This is a genomic window from Halostella litorea, assembly GCF_004785955.1.
Lineage (GTDB): Archaea > Halobacteriota > Halobacteria > Halobacteriales > Natronoarchaeaceae > Halostella > Halostella litorea.
This window is the reverse complement of the sequence record NZ_ML214300.1, coordinates 257243-276247: the sequence shown is the minus strand read 5'-3', so window position 1 is coordinate 276247 and position 19005 is coordinate 257243. Positions and strand designations below refer to the sequence as shown.

Here is a 19005-nt window from a genome sequence, read left to right as displayed (position 1 = left end):
GTGTCTCAGCGGGGCCGCGGGCTTGAAGCTTCCGCTCAGAACAGGTCGTCTATCTCCTCGTTTTTGAACTGCTCGGCGGGGTCGCCGTCGTCGGGCTGTTGCTTCTGGGCCTCGCGGGCGCGCTCCATGAACTCCTCGATGCGCTTGCCCCGCTCGACGCCGCCCAGTAGGACGAGTGCGGCGAGGTGGTCGCTCTCCAGCGGGAAGTCGCCGCCCCGGACCTGCATGCTCCCCGTCTCCTCCTCGACCCAGGCGCGGGCGCGCTCGACGCCCTTGCGGGGGATGCGGTCCGAGTCGCCGGCGATCACGAGCAGCGCGGACTCGGCGGTCACGGCGTCGGGCAGGCTCGTCCCGGTCAGAAGCGCCTTGCGCGTGACGCTGGTGACGGTGTTGACGTTCTCCGCGCTGTCGGGGTCGGCCTTCGCGTTCGCGTAGCCCAGCGCGGCGATGCCGCCCTCGCGGAGGGTATTTATCACCTCGCTGGAGTCGACGACGCTCTCGGCGACGCCGTCGACGGCCTCGCCGGAGGCAAGCAGGAGGCCGACGCGCTGTGCGATCGCCTCGTTTATCGCGTCGTACGCTTCCCCGACGCTCTCGCCCGCGCCGTGCCAGGCGTCGTTGTCGACCAGCAGAGTGGCGTCGGCCTCGCGGACGAGCGTCTTCAGCGACCGGCCGGCGTTGGCCTGGTACATCGCCCCCTCGCCGCGCCCGGGGAGGACGCCGAGCGCGTAGACGGGGACGCTGTACACGCGGCCGAGTTCCTTCGCCAGCACCGGCGCGCCGCCGCTGCCGGTGCCGCCGCCGAGGCCGGCGACGACGAAGATGGCGTCGGCCTCGGCGGTGATGCGGCCGTCGATGCTGTCCATCACCTCCCGCGCGTCCGCCTGCATCACCTCCGCGCCGAGTTCGTTGTCGCCGCCGACGCCGTGTCCCTTCACCCGGTCCTGCCCGATCAGCACCGTGTCGAGGTCCAGCGACTGCAAGTCGGTCTGCGCGGAGTTGACCGCGACCGCGCCGCGGACCGCACCGAAGTCCATTCGTTCGTCGAACTCGACCAGGGCCTGAGTGACCTTCCCGCCGGCCTGGCCGATACCTATCAGGACGACTTTCATGCAACCGCTTTCGGAGGGTCCACAGTTGAACGTTCCGCCGTCGGTCCGCGCCGGGGGGATGCGGACCGTCCGTCCCGCGACGAGGGTTTATGAACGATGCCGCGGCCACCCCGTGCCATGGCCGACGACATCGCCGAGCGGCTCGCCGCCGTCGAGCGCGCGCTGACCGATGCGGACGCCGACCTGCCTTCGGTCGCCGACGACGCCGAACTGACCGGCCGCGTCGAGGAACTCGAACGCCGGGTCGAGGAGATGGACGAGCGGATCGCGGAACTGGACGCCGGCCTGCAGGCGGTCCGGGGCTACGTCGGGAGCGTCCGCTCGGTCAACGAGGACGTGGAGGCGCGCGCGAACGCCGCCGTCGCCGGGGTCGAGGATCTGGAGGCCCGGGTCGACGACCTCGAAGCCGACGCGAGGCGGGCGGCTGCCAGGACCCCGGCTGACGGACCAGACGGAGCCGCCCCGGGGGTGCGAGCCGACCAACCGGACCCAGCGGCGGCAACGGGGGCCGCGGTCGGGCGATCGACGGGACCCGAACGGTCGGACGCGGCGGCCGCCGACGCGGACGGCCCGGCGGACGACGGAGCGAACGACGCGGGCGTCGTCGCCCGCCTCCGCGACGCGCTGTGACGGTCCGGGTCGTCCTCGCGGTCCTGCTCGCGACGGCGCTGGTCGCGGCGTCGCTCCCGGCGGTCGACGACGGCCGGGAGCGCGCGACCGACAGCCAGGTGCGGGGGGAGATAGACCGGATAGAGCGCACCGCCGCGTCGCTGCTCGCGACGGAGGAGACGGTACCCGGCGCGTCGAACGGGCCGCGCCGCAGCGTCACCGTGTCGCTGCCCGAGCGGAGCTGGCACCGCGCCGGCGTCGACGAACTGACGATCCGGGAGCCGACGGAGGGGTCTTCGCGGTCCAGGGTCGCGTACGCCGTCGCGGGGCGGGACCGGCGCGTCGTGACGCTGGACGCCCCGGTCCGCCCGGCCGCCGGCCCGCTCGAACTCTCTGGGGGCGGCGACTACCAGCTCCGGCTCCGCCTCGTGCGGGTCGACGGGGAACAGACCGTCGTCGTCGACCGTCCGGGGGTTTAGGTAGGAGGCCGCGGCGACCCCGGCGCATGCGAGGGATCTTCGACCGGTTCCGGGAGGGCGACGAGCGGCCCTGCGGCTGTCGCCCCTCGTTCGACGGCGACCGCCTCGTCGTCGACGCCGACGACTGTTCGGGCGACGGCAGACTCGCCGACGAGGCGGACTGCCGCGAGACCGTTGTGACGTCGCTGACCGACCGCGACGCGGAGGCGGTGCTGACGCGGTCCCGCGGCGTCGAACGGGCGTACGAGGACGCCGCCGCGGCGCTGCTGGTCGCCGCCGGCCGGTTCGCGGAGCGCGTCGCCTTCCGCGATGAGACGCTTGCCGCGACCGCGCGGCGCGACCCGCTCCGGGCCGCCCGGGACGCCGGCGCGCGGGCCAGTCCGGTGAGCGACGTCGCGGCCGAGACGGGACTGCTCGAACTCGCGACCGCCGTCGACGGGTACGCCGACGCGCTCCGGCCGTCGGTCGGAGTCGCGGTCGCCGGCTCCCGCGTCCGCTCCCGGCCGCCGGCCGACGCACGGCTGGTCGACGCCCGGGACCTGGACACTGGGTCGACCGCCCGCGTCTACGCGCGGGAGGGCGACGGCGTGCGGACCTACCACCTCGCGCCCGTCGAGGAGGACCTCCCGCCGGACGCGACGGCGACGCTGGTCGACGCCCACGAGGCGCTGGCGACGGGCGCGGTCGAGGGCGGCGACCGTGCGCCGGGGCGGGCGGTCAGGCGCGTCGCGGACGGCGACGACCCGGTCTGCCTGCTCGCGGACGTGCTCCGGAAGCATGCCCGCGGGTTCGGGGTGCTGGAGGACCTCCTCGCGGACCCGCGCGTCTCCGACGTGTACGCGACCGCGCCGGTGACGGAGAACCCCCTCCGGGCGGTGGTCGACGGCGAGACGATGCGGACGAACGTCCGCCTCACCGAGGACGGCGCGGCGGCGCTTGCCTCCCGCTTTCGCCGCGCGAGCGGCCGTGGGTTCTCCCGGGCCGCGCCGACGCTCGACGCCGCGGCGGAGACGGCGGCCGGCGACCGGATCCGCGTCGCGGGCGTGACCGACCCGGTCAGCGACGGCGTCGCCTTCGCGTTCCGCGCACACGGCGAGGACGCGTTCACGCTCCCCGCGCTCGTGGCGAACGGGACCCTCCCGGCCGACGCGGCCGCGCTCCTCTCCGTGGCGGTCGAGCGCGGCGCGGCGGCGCTCGTCGCCGGGGCGCGCGGGGCCGGGAAGACGACGACGCTCGGGTCGCTCCTCTGGGAGATCCCGGCCGAGACGCGGGTCGTCGCCATCGAGGACACGCCGGAGCTCCCGGTGGCCGCGCTCCAGGCCGCCGGACGCGACGTCCAGCCGGTCCGGACGACGCTCGACGACGGCCCGGGGATCGCGCCGACGGAGGCGCTCCGGACGGCGCTGCGGCTGGGCGAGGGCGGACTCGTCCTCGGCGAGGTCCGTGGCGAGGAGGCACAGGTGCTGTACGAGGCGATGCGGGTGGGGGCGAACGCCAGCGCCGTGCTCGGCACGATCCACGGCGACGGCGGTGAGAGCGTCCGCGAGCGCGTCGTCTCCGATTTGGGCGTCCCGGAGTCGTCGTTCGCGACGACCGATCTGGTCGTCACGCTCGAAGCGTACCGGGACGACGGCGAGCGGGCGCGGCGCGTGCGGGCCGTCGAGGAGGTGGTCGACCGCGACGGCGGCGTCGGGTTCGAGCCGCTGTACGCGATGACCGACGACGGCCTCGCCGCAACCGGACGGATCGACCGCGGCGAGAGCCGCCTGCTCCCGACGCTCGCCGACGCCGGCGAGACGTACGCCGACCTGCGCGACCGACTCGCCGCACGCGAGGACCTGATCGCGGGGCTCGCCGCGGACGAGCGGACGCGTCCCGAGGACGTGACGCGGGCCTACGCCGAGGGGAAATGCTGACGGCGCTGCTCCGGGCGCTCGCCCGGCTGTCGCCCGTTGAGACGTCCCCGAGCGCGGAACTGCGCCGCTCGCTTGGCTTTCTCGACACCGACACGACCGCGGAGACAGTCGTCGACGCTGGCTACGGCGCGGCGGTCGTCGTCGCCGCGCTCGGCGTCGCGGTCACGGCCGTCGTGCCGCCGGCGATGCGTCCCGGGGGTGCGGTGGGCGGCCTCGCGCTCGCCTTGGCCGCGGCCCACGGCGTCCATCGTGCCCCGGTCGTCGCCGCGGCCGCGCGGCGGACCGCGGCGCTCGGCGACGCGCCGGGGCTGGTCGGCCGCGCCGTCTTGCGGATGCGGATCACGCCCGCCGCGGAGACGGCGACGGCCTTCGCCGCCCGAACCGGCCGGGGGCCGCTGGCGCGGAGCCTCCGCGAGCGCGTTCGGGCGGCGGAGGGGACCCCGCGGACGGGCCTCGCGAGTTTCGCCGACGAGTGGGACGAGTGGTTCCCGGCGCTGACGCGCTCGGCGCACCTGCTGCTGGCGGCCGCGGCCGCGCCGGCGGCCGAGCGGTCGCGGACGCTGGACCGCGCGCTGACGGCCGTCCTCGACGGGACCCGCGACCGGATGGCGGCGTTCGCGAGCGACGTGCGCGCCCCGGCCACCGCGCTGTACGCGTTCGGCGTCTTGCTCCCGCTCTCGCTGGTCGCGGCGGTGCCGGCCGCCAGCGTTGCCGGCGTTCCGGTCACCCTCCCGCTGTTCGCGTTCGTCTACGACGTCGTCCTCCCGCTCGGCCTCGTCGGTGCCGGCGTGTGGCTGCTCCTCCGGCGGCCAGTCGCGTTCCCGCCGCCGGCCGTCTCGCGCTCGCACCCGGACGTCCCGGACCGGCGCTGGCCGCCGCTCGCCGCCGGCGGCGTCGCGGCCTGTGTCGGCGCGGGGGTCGGCCTCGTAGCCCTGCCCGTCTGGACCGCCCCCGTCGCCGCAATCGGATTCGGTGCTGGCGTCACGCTCGTCGCCTGGTACCGCCCGGTCGTCGCGGTTCGGGAGCGCGTCCGGGCCGTCGAGGGCGGCCTGGTCGACGCGCTCTACCTCGTCGGGCGGCGCGTCGCCGAGGGCGCGGCCGTCGAGTCGGCTATCGCGCGGGCGAGCGAGGAGGTCGACGGCGGGATGGGCGACGTGCTCGCCGGCGCGGCCCGCCGACAGCGCCAGCTCGGCGTCGGCGTCCGGGAGTCGTTCCTTGGCGACCACGGCGCGCTCGCTGACGTGCCGAGCCCGCGCGTCCGGAGCACCGCGGCGCTGCTCGCGCTGGCCGCGAGCGAGGGGCGCCCGGCCGGCGGCGCGGTCGTCGCCACCGCGGACCACGTCGAGGAGCTCCGGACCGTGGAGCGCGAGGCCCGCCACGAACTCTCGCGGGTCACGGGGACGCTCGGCCACACGGCCGCCGTGTTCGGGCCGCTCGTCGCGGGCGTGACAGTGGCGCTCGCCGGCGGCATCGGCGGGACGAAGTTCGGCGAGCCGGCGCTGCCGCCGGCGGGGCTCGGCCTCGCGGTCGGCGGGTACGTGCTCCTGCTCGCCGCGGTCCTCTCGGCGCTGGCCGCGGGGCTCGAAGCCGGCATCGACCGGCCGCTGGTCGGCTACCGCGTCGGACGGGCGCTCTGTGCCGCCACGCCGACGTTCCTCGGCGCGTTCGCGCTCGCCCGCCTGCTGGTCTGAAGGTTTATGTCGGAGAGCGCGGCGAACCCGGGCCATGTTCGACGCGCCAGTCGACACGTGGTATCTCACCGTCGGCGTCGCGCTGACCGGCGTCGCGTTCGCCGGCGTGGCCGCCGACCTCCCGTCGCAGGCACCGCCCGACGCGGCCGGGGCGGCCGATACCGTCGACGCCGTCGCCGCGAGCGAATACCCGGCGACCGCGGAACAGCCGGTCTCGGCCGACGCGGTCAGGCTCGGCCCGCACCGTCTCGCGCTCCGCGACGGCGGCGGGACCGCCCGGGCGACGTTCGCGTACGGCCCCGTGACGCCGGTCGGCGACGGGACCCTGCTGTGGGAGGTCGCGCAGGGTGCCGACCCCGCGCACGTCTTCGAGTCGCCGGCCGCGTTCGCGGCGGCGGCCGCCGACGCGCGCGACCGCGACCCCTCGTGGCGGGACGCCGACGACCGCATCGTCGTCAGAACGGTCTCCTGGGGTGAGAAGCGTGTCACGCTGGTCGACGCGTAGGGGCCAGACCGAACCGCTCGCCGCCGTGGCGGCGGTGCTGGCGGTCGGGGCCGGCCTCGCGCTGTACGCGGCGACCGTCGACGCGACGCTTCCGGGGGACGGCGCGCGTGACGCGACGCCGACCCTCCGCCGCGTCTGGCGCGCGGTCGCGGAGACGGGCGTCGTCGCGCCCGCGGACCTCCCGTCGGGGCTGCACGCCGCGCCCGGCGGCCACGAGGTCCGGATCACGCTGACCGCCGGCGGTGAGACGTGGACCGCGGGCGCCGACGCCCCGCCCGACGCCGCGTCCGCCGTCCGAACGGCGAGCGTCCGGGTCGGGCCGGGGTCGGTTCGCGTCGGCCGCCTGCGCGTGGAGGTGTGGTCGTGACCGACCGCGGGGTCAGCGCGGTCGTCGACGCCGCGCTCTGCCTGCTGCTCGTCACCGGCGCGGTCGCGACGCTCGCGTATCTGCCGGCCGACCCCGGGCCGTCCCGGGCGAACGCGGCCGACGAGACGGCCGACGCGCTCGGGGCGAGCACCGAGCGGGTGAACTACACGCTGACGGTCGACGGCCGCGAACTGGAGCGGTCCGCACAGGGGACCCTCGCGGAACTGCTCGCCGACGCCGCCGTCGCGAACGCCACGGCGTGGGGACGCCCGATCTCGCCCGCCAGCGCCGCGTACGTCGACCGCGCGACCGCGGCCGTCGCCGCCGCCGTCGCACGGCCGAACGCCTCGGTCGCGGTGCGTGCGACGTGGGAGCCCTACCCCGGGTCGCCGGTCCGCGGCGCGGTGTCGGCCGGCGACCCGCCGCCGCAGGGGGCGGACGTCCACGTCGCGACACTCAGGGTACCGAGCGGCGGCCCGCCGGGCGCGGCGGCCGAACCGACCGGCGACGGCTACCGGAGCGTCGCCCGCGCGACCGCGACGGGCGTCGTTGCGACCCTGTTCCCGCCGGCGACAACCGCGCTGTCGCTGTCGGACCCCGCGACGGCGCCGCTGACTGCGGCCCGGTACGACAGGATCGACGGGGCGCTGGGGACGGTCGCGGTCGGCCCCGGCCCCGGCACGCGGCGCGACGTGGCGCGGGCGAACGGCCGCCTCGCCGACGCCCTGACCGAGCAGTTCGCCCGGGACTTCGAAGCGGGGTTCGAGTCGCCACACGCGGCCGCGTCGGCGGTCGCGGTCGGCGAAGTACGGATCGTCGTCAGGGTGTGGGAGCGATGAGGCTGGCCGACGACCGCCGGGCGCGCGTCCCGTTCGCGCTGGTCGGCGTGCTCCTGCTCGTCGGGAGCGCGACACTCGGCGCGAGTCTGCTGGACCAACACGACCGGACCCCAGAAGTCGACGCCGGTGCCGCCGTCGACCGCGCCGACGCGGCCGTCCAGACGGTCGTCCGGGACGCGGTCGCGGACGCGAGCAGGCGGGCGGCGGCGGCTCCGGTCGTCGAGCCGGCGAACACCCGGTACGGCCGGGTCATCAACGACTCGACGCCGTTCCGCGACGCGCTGCGGATCCGGATCTACCTCGCGGTCCAGTCCCGGCTCGGAGCCGTCGACAAGCGCGTTCGGAGCGCCGGCGCGACCGCGTCGCTGCCGCCGGTGACGAACGCGTCGGACCTCCGCGCCGCGAAGCGCCGCGTAACCGTCGATCGCGCCGGCGAGGGCCGGGTCGCGGTCACCGTTCGGAACGTCTCGTTCGTCGCGGAGCACGACGGCCAGACGGTCGCCCGGGAGCGGCGGACGGTCGACGTGACCGTCCCGACACCCGTCCTCTTGCTCCACGACCGCGTCGAGCGCTACAAGGACCGGCTGAACCGCGGTGCGCTGGACGGTCCCGGCTTCGGCCGGCGCGTCGCCGCACGCCTCTACGCGATGGCCTGGGCCCGTGGCTACGCCCAGTACGGCGGCGCGCCGGTCGCCAACGTCGTCGGCAACCGCCACGTCGAACTGGCCGCGAACGGGGCGGCGCTGGAGACGCAGCGGTCGGTGTTCGGCCGCGCGGACCCGGGTGGTCGGGTCGGTCTCGCCAAGGGAACGGCCCGCGTCGGCATCACGGACGCACTCGCGGAGACGAACGTCAGCGGCCAGGGGTGGGTCGACTACGTCCTCGGCGAGGGCGACCCGCCGAACGGGACGCTCCCCGGGGTCGGGAACGCGACCGGACCGGTCTCGCCGGGCCGGACCACCACGGTCGGCGTGAACTACACGGCCGACGTGGCGGCGACGGCCCTGCTGACCGGCTCCGAGGGGCCGTCCCTGAGCGCCGTCGTGGACGACGCGTACGGGACGAAGGCGCGACTGGTCTCGAACTCCAGGACGGTCCGGCCCAGCGTCCGCCCGCGGACGGAACCGGCGGGCGGCAACTGGACGCTGAACGACACCCGCCGCGAGACGGACGTGACGGTCACGGACGGGCGGGCGTCGCTCCCGTCGGTGCCCCCCGGCTGGCACGAACTGCGAAGCTACCGGCGGGTCGTCGCCGAACGCACCGACGCACACCGCGAGTGGACGCGGGGCAACGAGACGGTCTGGACGACCGACCGGTGGACGACCCGGCACCGCGTTGGGATCCGGCTCGTCGGCACGCACGCCGCCGGCGAGCGTGTGCCGAACCGCCCGGTCAGGGGCGTCCACGCCCCCGGCGGCGCGCTGGACGGCCCCAACCTCGCGGGGATCGAACGACGCGCCGCGAGACGGCTCGTCGTCGACCGGGGCGGGGCGAACGAACTGGCGCGAGCCGTCGCCGACGGCGACGACGTCGACGGGACGGTCACCGTCGGCGGCCGGCAGCCGGACGGGGTCGAACGCTGGGCCTACCGGGACGTGGCCGACCTCCGCGAGCGCGTCCGCAACGTGTCGGTCACGGTCGAACGGGCCGGCCTCGCGACCGGTGCCAACCCGCCTGCCGAGCTAGCGGCGAAGCTCCGCTCGCGCCGGTCGGCGCTCGTCGACCCGCCGGGGCGGTACGACGGCGTGGCCGACCGCGCCCGGGTCGGCGTCCGCGCGGCGTACGTCGACCGCACGATCCGGCTGCTGGAGCGCCAGGCCGAGGTCGTCGCGGAGACCCAGGCGGAACTCGACGACGCGCTCGGCGACCTCGGTGCGGTTACCGGCGACCGACTGCAGGACCTGATCGACGCCGCCCGGGCGGTCGACCAGCCGGGGCGACACGTCGTCGCGACGGACGGCGGCCCGACGACCCTGCGCGTCGACGGCGCGCCGGCGTACCTGACGACGGCGTCGGTCGACCACGATAGGGTTCCCGCGGTCGCCGACGGGGAGACGTATCACCCGCTCGTCGCGCGCAACGAGAACGTCGTCACCGTCCCGTACGGCGACGCGGCGGAGGGGATCGTCGGCGAGTTCGTCGACGACACCACCCGGGTCGACCTGCGGACGGCGGCGAAGACGCTCCGCGAGACGAACCGCGCGCTCGACGCGGTCGACGACGAGGGGGTGGTCGCCAGCCGGAGGAACCTCTGGTCGGCCGTGCGGAAGGGGCTCCGGAACGCGACCGACGCCACGGCGGCCGAACTGGCTGCCGCGACCGCGCTGTCCCGGCGCGAGAGCCGGGACGCGGTCAGGGACGGGCTGTCCGAGTGGGACTCGACCGCCGCCCGCGCTATCGCGCTGGCAAACGGCTCCGCGGCCGCGCCGATCGCCGACGCGGCCGCCGCCCGGAGCGGGACGCCCGCCGCGCCGGCGTGGCGGGACCGGGTGCGGACCCGGCTCCGGGTCGCCACGTCCGAGGCGATGGAGGACGGGTCGGTCCGCCCGCCCGAGGGGCCGGTGCGGGACGCCGCGAGCAGCCTCCGCGCGGCGGCGCGGTCGCGGCTCGAAGGCGCGGTCGAGGACGGCCTGCGTCGTGCCGGCGACCGCGCCACGAAGCGACTCGCCCGGGCGCGAACCGCCGTCCCGGCCGGCGTGCCGGTGACGCCCATCCCCGGGTACTGGTTCGCGACGGCGAACGCGTGGCAGGTCGACCTCGGCGGACGGTACGCGCGGTTCACCGTCCGCGCCGGCCGCGACTCGCCGGCGACGCCCGGCGCGACGGTCGCATACTCCCGGGACGGCTCGCCGGTGTCGGTGGACGTCGACGGGGACGGCGAGGGCGAACGGCTCGGCCGCTCGACCCGCGTCTCGTTCGAGGCGTCGACGACGGTGCTCGTCGTCGTGCCGCCGGGGAAAAGCGGCGTCGGTGACGTCGACGGCCAGCGGACCGAGGAGTCGCCCGGGTGGCCCGACGCCGGGCGCGCCGATCTGAAGCCACTTGTAGGGTGATCCCCTACGGGAAGCCATGTTTCACGACCACCGAACGGACGTCGACGGGCTGTCGCCCGCCGACCTGCGGAGCGAGTACGACGCGGACCTCGCGGCCGCGGTTGAGGCGGCCGGCGTCGACCGGGCCGCCGAGGCGGCGGACGTCGAGCGGTCGACAGTCGAGGCGCTGGTCGCGGGCGACGCGCCCGACCTGACGCTCGCGGCCGCGGCGGCGATCCAGGCGCTGGACCCGGACGCGCCCGACGCCGATACGCTCGTCGAGATGGCCTGCGAACACCTGCTGCTCGGGATGACGACGGGCGTCATGGACGTCGACGCGGTGGCCCGCGAACTCGCCATCGACCTGGACCCCAAGGAGGTCCAACAGAAGATAGAGCGGCGCGCGCCGATGACCTTCGACGAGTTCGTCCACGTGCAACACGCCATCGCGGGGCGCCAGCCGTGAGAGCGACGTGCTGCCGGCCGGAGGGACGGCCATGAACGTCGCCGTCCTCGGCTGTGGCTACGTCGGGTTGGAACTGGGTCGACAGCTACGCGGCGCCGGCCACGACGTCGTCGGCGTCCGCCGGTCCGACGCGGGGATCGAGGCCGTCCGCGACGCCGGCCTGGACGCCGTCCGGGCGGACGTGACCGACGCCGCGTCGCTCGCGGACGTCCCGGACGCCGACGCGCTGGTGTTCGCCGCGAGTTCGGGCGGGCGCGGGGCCGACGCGGCCCGGCGCGTGTACGTCGACGGCCTGCGGACGGCCATCGCGGCGTTCGGCGAGCGCGCATCGCCGCCGGACCGGCTGGTGTACACGTCCAGCACCGGCGTATACGGCGACCACGGCGGCGACTGGGTCGACGAGACGACGCCGCTGGACCCGACCACGGAGAAGACGGAGGTTCTCGCCGAAGCCGAGCGCGTCGCCCGCGAGGCGGCGGCGGAGCACGGAATCGACGGCACCGTCGCGCGGTTCGCCGGACTGTACGGCCCCGACAGGTACCGGCTCCGGCGGTACGTCGAGGGGCCGGTGACGGAGGGGTACCTGAACATGGTGCACCGCGACGACGCCGCCGGCGCGGTGCGGTACCTGCTGGAGGCCGACCGGGCGCGCGACGACGTCGTACTCGTCGTCGACGACGAACCGGTCTCGAAGTGGGCGTTCGCGGACTGGCTGGCCGACCAGTGCGGCGTCGATCCGCCGGCGAAGCGGACGAAAGCGGAGCGTCTGGCCGAGGGCGACCTCTCGGCGGCCGCGGAGCGGCGGATCCAGACGAGCAAGCGCTGTTCGAACGACCGGCTCAGGTCGCTCGGTTACGAGTTCGCGTACCCGACGTTCCGCGAGGGGTATCGGGCCGCTGTGGACGCCTTCGACCCGGCCGACGAATAGGGGGAACATTCTTATCGGTTGATAAAGTCTGGGCGAGTATGTCGTCGTTCGCCGGTCCCGCCTCCGCGTTACAGGTCGACGTCCTCCGGGAGCTGCTGCCGGCGCTTTCGTCCCTCGAACTCGCGCTCCTCGGCGCAGGGGTCCTCGTCTTGCTCCTCGGGATCGCCGTCGCGGTGGCGTGGTACCGCCGGGACCCGGGGGAACGGTTCAGCCGGACGCTGTCCAAGCGGGACGAGGTGGCCGTGCTGATGCATCCGAACCCGGACCCGGACGCGATGTCGTCTGCGATGGCCGTCGCGGCGATGGCCAAGGCCGTCGACACCGAGGCGACGCTCCAGTACCCCGGCGAGATCCGCCACCAGGAGAACCGCGCGTTCCAGACGGTGCTGGGCCTGGACCTGAACCGGGTCGGCCGCGCCGCCGACCTCGCGGCCGACGAAGTCGTCCTCGTCGACCACAACGCCCCGCGGGGGTTCGAGGGCGCGTCGTCGGTCGAGCCGTTCGCCGTCGTCGACCACCACCCCGGCAACGGGGCTGGCGACGACTTCACGGACGTGCGGACGGAGTACGGGGCCTGCGCGACGATCCTCGCGGAGTACTTCGAGTCGCTGGACGCGGAGCCGAACCCGGACGACGGCGGGGACGGGCTCGAACTCACCGACGACCTCGCGACCGGGCTGATCTACGGGATCCAGTCCGACACGAACCGGCTGACGAAGGGCTGCTCGGAGGCCGAGTTCGAGGCCAGCGCGTTCCTGTACCCGGCCGTCGACCAGTCGGCGCTGGACCGCATCGCCAACCCGCAGGTCAGCGCGGACGTCCTGGAGACGAAGGCGCGGGCCATCTACGACCGCGAGGTCCGGGGCTCCTTCGCGGTGTGTGACGTGGGGGAGGTCGACGTTGTCGACGCCATCCCGCAGGCGGCCGACGAACTGACGAGCCTCGAAGGCGTCACCGCGGTCGTCGTCTACGGCGAGCACGAGGGAACGCTCCACCTCTCGGGGCGCTCGCGCGACGACCGCGTCCACATGGGCGAGGCGCTCCGGGCGGTCGTCGACGACATCCCGATGGCCGACGCCGGCGGCCACGCGCGGATGGGCGGCGGGCAGGTGTCGGTCGACCACATGCACGGCATCGGCCCCTCGGACGGCCTCACCCGCGACGAGTTCACCGGCCGGCTGTTCGCGGCGCTCGACGGCGACGTGTAGCGCTTTTCCCGGCCCCGCCCGTACGCCCCCGCATGGCAACCGGGCAGGGAACCTGGGACTACCGGGACCGCTTCGGCGACTCGTTCGGTCGCACGTACTTCCGCCGGTACGGCGACGGCGTCGTCTCCAGCGTCGGCGTCGGCACGTACCTCGGGGACCCGACCGACGCGGTCGACGAGGGCTACTACGAGGCGGTCCGAACCGCACTGGAGAGCGGCGTCAACGTCGTAGACACGGCGATAAACTACCGCTGTCAGCGGAGCGAGCGCGTCGTCGGACGCGCGCTCGCGGACGCCGACGTGGACCGCGACGCCGTCCTCGTCGCCACGAAGGGCGGGTTCGTCCCGTTCGACGGCGAGCGCCCGGCCGATCCGGGGCGGTACGTCCGCGAGGAGTACGTCGAGACGGGACTCGTCGACCGCGATGACCTGGTCCGGGGGAGCCACTGCATCGCGCCGGCGTACCTCGACGACCAGGTCGACCGATCGCTGTCGAACCTGGACGTCGAGACGGTCGACCTCTACTACGTCCACAACCCCGAGACGCAACTCGCCGAGCGGTCGCGCGACGAGGTGTACGACCGGCTGGAGGCGGCGTTCCGCCGGCTGGAGGAGCGCGTCGCGGCCGGCGACCTGAGCGCCTACGGCGTCGCGACGTGGGAGGCGTTCCGCGTGCCGCCGGACCACGAGCAGTACCTCTCGCTCCCGGAAGTCGTTTCTCGGGCGCGGGCCGCCGCCGACGCCGCAGGCAACGAGACGACCGGCTTCTCCGCGATACAGCTGCCGTTCAACGTGGTCATGGCCGACGCGTTCACCGTCGAGGCCCACGAGTCGCCGGACGGCCCGACGAGTGCGCTGGCCTTTGCCCGCGAGGCGGGGATCAACGTCTTCGCGAGCGCGAGCCTCGCACAGGGGCAACTCGCCGAATCGATCCCGGAGGACGTGGCCGAGCGGCTGGCCGGCGACACGACGGCCCAGCGGGCCATCAACTTCGCGCGGAGCGCGCCCGGCATCACCTGCGCGCTGGTCGGGGCGAGCGGCCCGGACCACGTCGCGGAGAACGCTGCCGCCGGGACGTTCGACCCCATGGGCGCGGACGCGTTCGACGCCGTCTTCGAGTGACTACTCGGCGTCCCGGACCTCGAACCGCGCGCCGCCCGACTCGCTCCCGCCGACCGACACGGTCCAGCCGTGGGCCGCCGCCACTTCCTCGACGATGGTCAGCCCCAGCCCCGTCGAGCCGCCGTCCGAGAACCCGTCCTCGAACACCTTCTCGCGCTCACCCTCGGGGATGCCGGGACCGTCGTCGGCGACGTAGAAGCCGGGGTTGGAGTCGAACTCGTTTGCGTCGCCGTCCAGCGCGCCGACGTGGACGGTGAGCCCGCCGTCGTCGGTCCCGTGCTCGACGGCGTTCCGGAACAGGTTCTCGAACAGTTGCCGGAGCCGGCTCTCGTCGCAGCGGACGACGGCGTCGTCGCCGTCCAGCGTGAGCGCCGCGGCGTCGTCGCCCGCCGTCTCCCACGCCGCCTGAGCGACCGAGAACAGCGACACGTCCTCCCTGTCCGCGGGCGGGACCTCCTGTCCGCCCTGCGCGACGGCGAGGACGTCCTCGATCAGCTGTTCCATCCGCGCATGCATCTCGGCGACGGTGTCGAGGTTGTCGTCGTCGTAGCGCTCGCGGGCGAGCTCCAGGTGGCCCGTCGCCGTCTGGAGGGGGTTGCGCAGGTCGTGGCTGACGACGTCCGCGAACCGGTCGAGGCGCTCGTTCTGCCGTTGCAGTTCGCGCTGGGCCTGCTCCTGGGTGAGTTCGTAGCTCACCCACTGGGTGAGCAGTTCGACGAACGTGCGTTCGGCCTCGGTGAAGCTCCGCTCGCGGGGCGACGAGTCGGCGAAACAGAGGGTGCCGTACAGCTCGTTTCTGACGAGCACCTTGCACCCGATGTAGCTCCCGAGTTCGAACGTCTCGTAGGCCGGCGTCCCCTCCCAGCCCGCCGCGGGCGCGTCGTGGACGCTCAGCAACTCGTCGCGCTCGACCGTCTTCTTGCAGTACGCCTCCGACAGTGGGCAGGACTCCCCCGGCGAGATGAGGGGGTGGTCGCCCGCCGCGGCCTCTATCTCCTGGACGTCGTCCTCGATGCGGGTCAGGAAGCCGAGTTCGACGCCGAGCCGGTCCCGGCCGAGGTCGAAGACGCGCTCGAGCTTGCCCTCGAACGAGGGGTCCGGGGCCGACAGGACGTTGTACAGTTCCCGGAACGACTCCTCGCGTTCCTTGAGCTGGTCCTCCAGGTGTTTCCGCCGGCTGATATCCCGCCCGATCGTCAGAAGGGCGGTCACCTCCCCGTCCCGGGTCACCGGCTGCAGGACGCCGTCGACGGTGACCGTCTCCCCGTTCGCGTTGCGGTGCTCGGCCTCGTAGCGAACCGCCCGCCCCTCGGCGGCCGCTTCGATCCAGTCCCGGAGGTTCGACTGGAGTTCCGCCGAGTGGGACCACCACGGGGTCTCCGGGAGCGGCCGCCCCCGGACCGCGTCGGGCGCGACGTCGACGAACGCCAGCGCGTTCTCGTTGGCCCGCCGGAGGGTGCCGTCGGGGTCGAGCAGCGTGACGAACGAGGCCGGGGCCTCGAACAGCGCCTCGAACCGGCTGGCGACGTCGCTTTCGGTCTCCTCGGAGCGCTCGCTCAGGTCGGTGTCGACCGTGACGGTACAGGTCGCCCGGTCGCCGTCCCTCGCGACGCTGGCTTCGAGTTCGCAGTCGACCGCTCCGTCCCGGGTCGTCAGTCGCGCGCCGCGGGTCACCGGCCCGTCGGCTGCGACCGCTGCGTCCACGATCCCGGCGTCGCCGGTCCCGCCGCGGAGCCAGTCCGCGAACTCGGTCCCGACGACGGCCTCGCGTGACCCCGCCAACAGCTCCGTGGCCCGGTCCGAGCACTCGACGATACGCCCGGACTGTACGTCGACGAGGAGAAGCGTGGCGGGAACCGCTCTGACGGATTCCCGGAGGGCAGCGGCCGAAACGCCGAACGCGTCGTCGCTCACAGTGCGGCTATCTTTTCACTCAGCGTATAAAAACGCACCGTCGATCGCCGTTGTCGCGAACCGACGGGGCCGACCCGGGTGGCCTCCGTGAACGACTCTCCCGGATCGATCCGCCGGTTCGTTCAAAAGCGTGCAAATTCAACAGGATTTAGACACGCCGACGCGTCGTTTCGATCACGAATGCTTCCCACTGCCGGATCACCCCTGACGCGGAACGGGCGGTCGATAGTGCTCGCACACGACCACGGCCTGGAGCACGGGCCGAGCGCGTTCGCGGACGTGCCCGAGCGGCTCGACCCCGAGACGGTGTTCGAGATGGCGACCCACGACGCAGTCACCGGGTTCGCGGTCGGGAAGGGGCTCGCGGAGACGTACTACCCCTCCTACGAGGACGACGTGAACCTGCTCGCCAAGTTGAACGGGACGAGCGCGCTCTGGGAGGGCGAGCCGTACTCCCCGCAGAACTGGAGCGTCGAGTACGCCGCCGAACTGGGCGCTGACGCGATCGGTTACACGGTCTACCCCGGCACCAACCGCGAACCGGAGATGTTCGAGGAGTTCCGCGACGTACAGGAGGCGGCCCGCGGGCACGACCTGCCGGTCGCGATGTGGTCGTACCCCCGCGGGCAGGCGATCAAGGCCCACCGCAAGCCGGAGACTATCGCCTACGCCACGCGCATCGGCCTCGAACTCGGGGCCGACTTCGCGAAGGTGAAATATCCGCGGAGCGAGGAGGCGATGGCCCGCGCCGTCGACGCGGCGGGCGACGTGAACGTCCTCCTCAGCGGCGGGTCGAAGACCTCCGACCGCGAGTTCCTGTCGATGGTCGAGGGCGCGATAGACGCCGGCGTCTCCGGGCTGGCGGTCGGGCGGAACGTCTGGCAGCGCGAGAACCCGACGGCGCTCCTCGACGCCCTCGAAGCGGTCGTGTTCGAGGACGCGACGGTCGACGCCGCGCTGGCGGAGTAGTTCGGGGCCCGCTTTTCCGCGCCCGGCCGACGCTTCGACAAGAAACGATCATAGACGAACGCAAACAACTATCACCGTGGAAAATCGATCACGGGACAACGAAGACCATGTTACCGGCAGCACGAAAGCGGAAGATCGTCGAACTCGTCTCGGAGAACGACGGCTGCTCGGTCGAGGAGCTCGCCGACGAGATGAACTGCTCGAAGGCGACGATCCGGCGCGACCTGAACGACCTCGCGGACCGCCAGCTCATCGAGCGGTCCCACGGCGGCGCGGTCCCGGCGACGACCGTCGGCGAGGAGCAGTCCTACGGGCAGAAGGAGGTCCAGAACCTCGACGCGAAGATGGCCATCGCGGACCGGGCGGTCGAGGAGATCCAGGAGAACCAGGTCGTCTTCTTCGACGCCGGCTCGACGACGATGCAGGTGGTCAAACACGCCCCCACCGACGGCTCCTTCCTCGCCGTCACGAACTCGCCGCTGCTGGCCCTGGAGCTGAGCAAGGGCGACACCGAGGTCAACCTCACAGGCGGGACGCTCCGCCGGCAGACCCGCGCCCTGGTCGGGCCGAGCGCCGAGAACTTCATGGACCGGATGAACTTCGACCTCCTCTTTCTCGGGACGAACGCCATCGACCCCGTTCAGGGGCTGATGACGCCCAACGAGGACGAGGCGCGGATCAAGGAGCTGATGATCGAGAAGTCCCGGCGCGTCGTGCTCGTCGCGGACGGGTCGAAGCTGCAAAACCGGAGCTTCGTCCGCTTTGCCGGGTTCGAGGACCTCGACATGTTCGTCACGGACGCGACGCTGACCGAGGCACAGCGCGAGCCCTTCGAGAACGCGGGCGTCGAACTCGTCGAGGGGCTCGACGCATGATCCTCACGGTGACGCTGAACCCCGCTGTCGACCACACCGTCCGGATCGACGAACTCCCGGCGTCGGGCAGCGTCGCCCGGACCGACGACGCGCAGTTCGACCCCGGCGGGAAGGGGATCAACGTCTCGAAGTACCTCGTCGGGCTCGGAGCGGACACGCTCGCGACGGGCCTCGTCGGCGACTTCCTCGGCGACTACATCGCGAACAGCCTCGACGAAGAGGGGATCCCCCGCGATTTCGTCGACATCGACGGGAGTTCGCGGCTGAACACGACGCTGTTGACCGACGACGCCGAGTACAAGATAAACCACGACGGCCCCCGGGTGTCCCGCGAGTCGGTCGACGACGTGGTCGACACCATCGAGCGCTACGACCCGTCGATGGTCGTCATCGCCGGGAGCCGCCCGCCGGGACTCGGCCCCGACGCGGTCGACCGGATTGCCCGCGCGGGGCCGTGGCGGACGGCGGTCGACGTTGGCGGCGAGACGCTCGCCGAACTGAGCGCCGCGTACGCCGTCTGCAAGCCCAACCGGGAGGAACTGGCCGCGGCGACGGGCCGCGCGGTCGATTCGCTGGAGGACTGCGTCGCGGCCGCGCGGGCGCTTCGGGAGCAGGGGTTCGACCGGGTCGTCGCCTCGCTCGGCGCGGACGGCGCGCTGGTCGCCGGCGGCGAGGGCGTCCTCCACGCGGCGGCGCTGAACGTCGACGTGGTGGACACGGTCGGCGCGGGCGACGCCCTCCTCTCGGGGTTCGTCGACGCGCTGGAGCGCGGGCGGTCGGACCGCGAGGCGCTGCAGGCGGGGGTCGCCGTCTCGTCGCGGGTCGTGGCGGTCACCGGGACCGACGTCCCCCGGTTCGCCGACGTTCAGTCCGACGTGGAGAGCGTCTCCGTCTCGGTGGTGTAGGGGGTCGTTTTTGCCGGGCGAAGCTGGTCCGATGCTTGTGCCAGTTCATACATCTATATATCGAAC

Annotated in this window: 17 protein-coding genes; 15 read left to right on the top strand and 2 right to left on the bottom strand. The window is 73.8% G+C overall.

The genetic code is table 11. The features are described 5' to 3' along the window. Positions 1–35: 35 nt before the first annotated feature. Positions 36–1112, bottom strand: coding sequence for a tubulin/FtsZ family protein (locus tag EYW40_RS01380; protein ID WP_135819835.1), 1077 nt, complete (start codon positions 1110–1112; stop codon positions 36–38). Between the two features lie 117 nt (positions 1113–1229). Here EYW40_RS01380 and EYW40_RS01375 point away from each other — a divergent pair, with 117 nt between their 5' ends. The 12 genes from EYW40_RS01375 to EYW40_RS01320 are packed head-to-tail and all read left to right on the top strand — an operon-like array spanning position 1230 to position 14276. Beyond that, the gene (locus EYW40_RS01375) at positions 1230–1742 is read left to right on the top strand and encodes a DUF7310 family coiled-coil domain-containing protein (RefSeq protein ID WP_135819834.1); all 513 of its coding nucleotides are present in this window, start codon (positions 1230–1232) and stop codon (positions 1740–1742) included. Next, positions 1739–2200, top strand: a complete 462-nt coding sequence (locus EYW40_RS01370; protein WP_135819833.1) for a DUF7311 family protein — start codon at positions 1739–1741, stop codon at positions 2198–2200. The genes EYW40_RS01375 and EYW40_RS01370 overlap by 4 nt, the downstream gene beginning before the upstream one ends. A gap of 26 nt (positions 2201–2226) precedes the next feature. Further along, entirely contained in the window at positions 2227–4116 is a 1890-nt protein-coding gene (locus EYW40_RS01365; RefSeq protein WP_135819832.1) for an ATPase, T2SS/T4P/T4SS family, read from the top strand. Beyond that, positions 4110–5807, top strand: a complete 1698-nt coding sequence (locus tag EYW40_RS01360) for a type II secretion system protein (protein ID WP_135819831.1) — start codon at positions 4110–4112, stop codon at positions 5805–5807. Before EYW40_RS01365 ends, EYW40_RS01360 begins: the two co-directional genes overlap by 7 nt. Positions 5808–5841: 34 nt before the next feature. Then, positions 5842–6312, top strand: coding sequence for a DUF7283 family protein (locus EYW40_RS01355; RefSeq protein WP_135819830.1), 471 nt, complete (start codon positions 5842–5844; stop codon positions 6310–6312). Next, on the top strand, positions 6290–6679 hold the full coding sequence (locus tag EYW40_RS01350; protein WP_135819829.1) for a DUF7285 family protein: 390 nt from the start codon (positions 6290–6292) through the stop codon (positions 6677–6679). Before EYW40_RS01355 ends, EYW40_RS01350 begins: the two co-directional genes overlap by 23 nt. Then, positions 6676–7518: a DUF7284 family protein gene (locus EYW40_RS01345; RefSeq protein WP_135819828.1), complete on the top strand. Its 843-nt coding sequence runs from the start codon at positions 6676–6678 to the stop codon at positions 7516–7518. The genes EYW40_RS01350 and EYW40_RS01345 overlap by 4 nt, the downstream gene beginning before the upstream one ends. Continuing rightward, complete coding sequence (locus EYW40_RS01340) at positions 7515–10574, top strand: DUF7286 family protein (RefSeq protein WP_135819827.1); 3060 nt, start codon at positions 7515–7517, stop codon at positions 10572–10574. Before EYW40_RS01345 ends, EYW40_RS01340 begins: the two co-directional genes overlap by 4 nt. Before the next feature lie 16 nt (positions 10575–10590). Continuing rightward, entirely contained in the window at positions 10591–11019 is a 429-nt protein-coding gene (locus tag EYW40_RS01335) for a DUF5791 family protein (RefSeq protein WP_135819826.1), read from the top strand. 31 nt (positions 11020–11050) lie between these two features. Next, complete coding sequence (locus EYW40_RS01330; protein WP_135819825.1) at positions 11051–11947, top strand: NAD-dependent epimerase/dehydratase family protein; 897 nt, start codon at positions 11051–11053, stop codon at positions 11945–11947. Positions 11948–11985: 38 nt separating this feature from the next. Further along, complete coding sequence (locus tag EYW40_RS01325) at positions 11986–13155, top strand: DHH family phosphoesterase (protein WP_135819824.1); 1170 nt, start codon at positions 11986–11988, stop codon at positions 13153–13155. Positions 13156–13187: 32 nt separating this feature from the next. After that, positions 13188–14276 carry an aldo/keto reductase gene (locus EYW40_RS01320; protein ID WP_135819823.1) on the top strand — a complete coding sequence of 363 codons (1089 nt, stop codon included), beginning with the start codon at positions 13188–13190 and terminating at the stop codon, positions 14274–14276. Here the strand turns inward: EYW40_RS01320 and EYW40_RS01315 are convergent, their stop codons facing one another. Next, the gene (locus EYW40_RS01315; RefSeq protein WP_135819822.1) at positions 14277–16190 is read right to left on the bottom strand and encodes a sensor histidine kinase; all 1914 of its coding nucleotides are present in this window, start codon (positions 16188–16190) and stop codon (positions 14277–14279) included. Between the two features lie 180 nt (positions 16191–16370). Here EYW40_RS01315 and EYW40_RS19475 point away from each other — a divergent pair, with 180 nt between their 5' ends. Genes EYW40_RS19475 through pfkB form a run of 3 tightly spaced genes read left to right on the top strand, consistent with a single transcriptional unit; the run spans position 16371 to position 18939 of the window. Then, a complete protein-coding gene (locus tag EYW40_RS19475; RefSeq protein WP_161973144.1) occupies positions 16371–17159 on the top strand; it encodes a class I fructose-bisphosphate aldolase in 789 nt (262 codons plus the stop codon). After that, positions 17069–18034, top strand: coding sequence for an HTH-type transcriptional regulator GlpR (gene glpR / locus EYW40_RS19470; protein WP_237560561.1), 966 nt, complete (start codon positions 17069–17071; stop codon positions 18032–18034). Before EYW40_RS19475 ends, glpR begins: the two co-directional genes overlap by 91 nt. Then, a complete protein-coding gene (gene pfkB / locus EYW40_RS01305; RefSeq protein WP_135819820.1) occupies positions 18031–18939 on the top strand; it encodes a 1-phosphofructokinase in 909 nt (302 codons plus the stop codon). The genes glpR and pfkB overlap by 4 nt, the downstream gene beginning before the upstream one ends. Positions 18940–19005: the final 66 nt, after the last annotated feature.

Coding starts and splice junctions, on each gene's coding strand:
- EYW40_RS01375 (WP_135819834.1), top strand. CDS start 1,230: ATGGCCGACGACATCGCCGAGCGGCTCGCCGCCGTCGAGCGCGCGCTG.
- EYW40_RS01330 (WP_135819825.1), top strand. CDS start 11,051: ATGAACGTCGCCGTCCTCGGCTGTGGCTACGTCGGGTTGGAACTGGGT.
- EYW40_RS19475 (WP_161973144.1), top strand. CDS start 16,371: ATGCTTCCCACTGCCGGATCACCCCTGACGCGGAACGGGCGGTCGATA.
- EYW40_RS01325 (WP_135819824.1), top strand. CDS start 11,986: ATGTCGTCGTTCGCCGGTCCCGCCTCCGCGTTACAGGTCGACGTCCTC.
- EYW40_RS01320 (WP_135819823.1), top strand. CDS start 13,188: ATGGCAACCGGGCAGGGAACCTGGGACTACCGGGACCGCTTCGGCGAC.
- EYW40_RS01380 (WP_135819835.1), bottom strand. CDS start 1,112: ATGAAAGTCGTCCTGATAGGTATCGGCCAGGCCGGCGGGAAGGTCACT.
- EYW40_RS01340 (WP_135819827.1), top strand. CDS start 7,515: ATGAGGCTGGCCGACGACCGCCGGGCGCGCGTCCCGTTCGCGCTGGTC.
- EYW40_RS01335 (WP_135819826.1), top strand. CDS start 10,591: ATGTTTCACGACCACCGAACGGACGTCGACGGGCTGTCGCCCGCCGAC.
- EYW40_RS01355 (WP_135819830.1), top strand. CDS start 5,842: ATGTTCGACGCGCCAGTCGACACGTGGTATCTCACCGTCGGCGTCGCG.
- EYW40_RS01360 (WP_135819831.1), top strand. CDS start 4,110: ATGCTGACGGCGCTGCTCCGGGCGCTCGCCCGGCTGTCGCCCGTTGAG.
- pfkB (WP_135819820.1), top strand. CDS start 18,031: ATGATCCTCACGGTGACGCTGAACCCCGCTGTCGACCACACCGTCCGG.
- EYW40_RS01365 (WP_135819832.1), top strand. CDS start 2,227: ATGCGAGGGATCTTCGACCGGTTCCGGGAGGGCGACGAGCGGCCCTGC.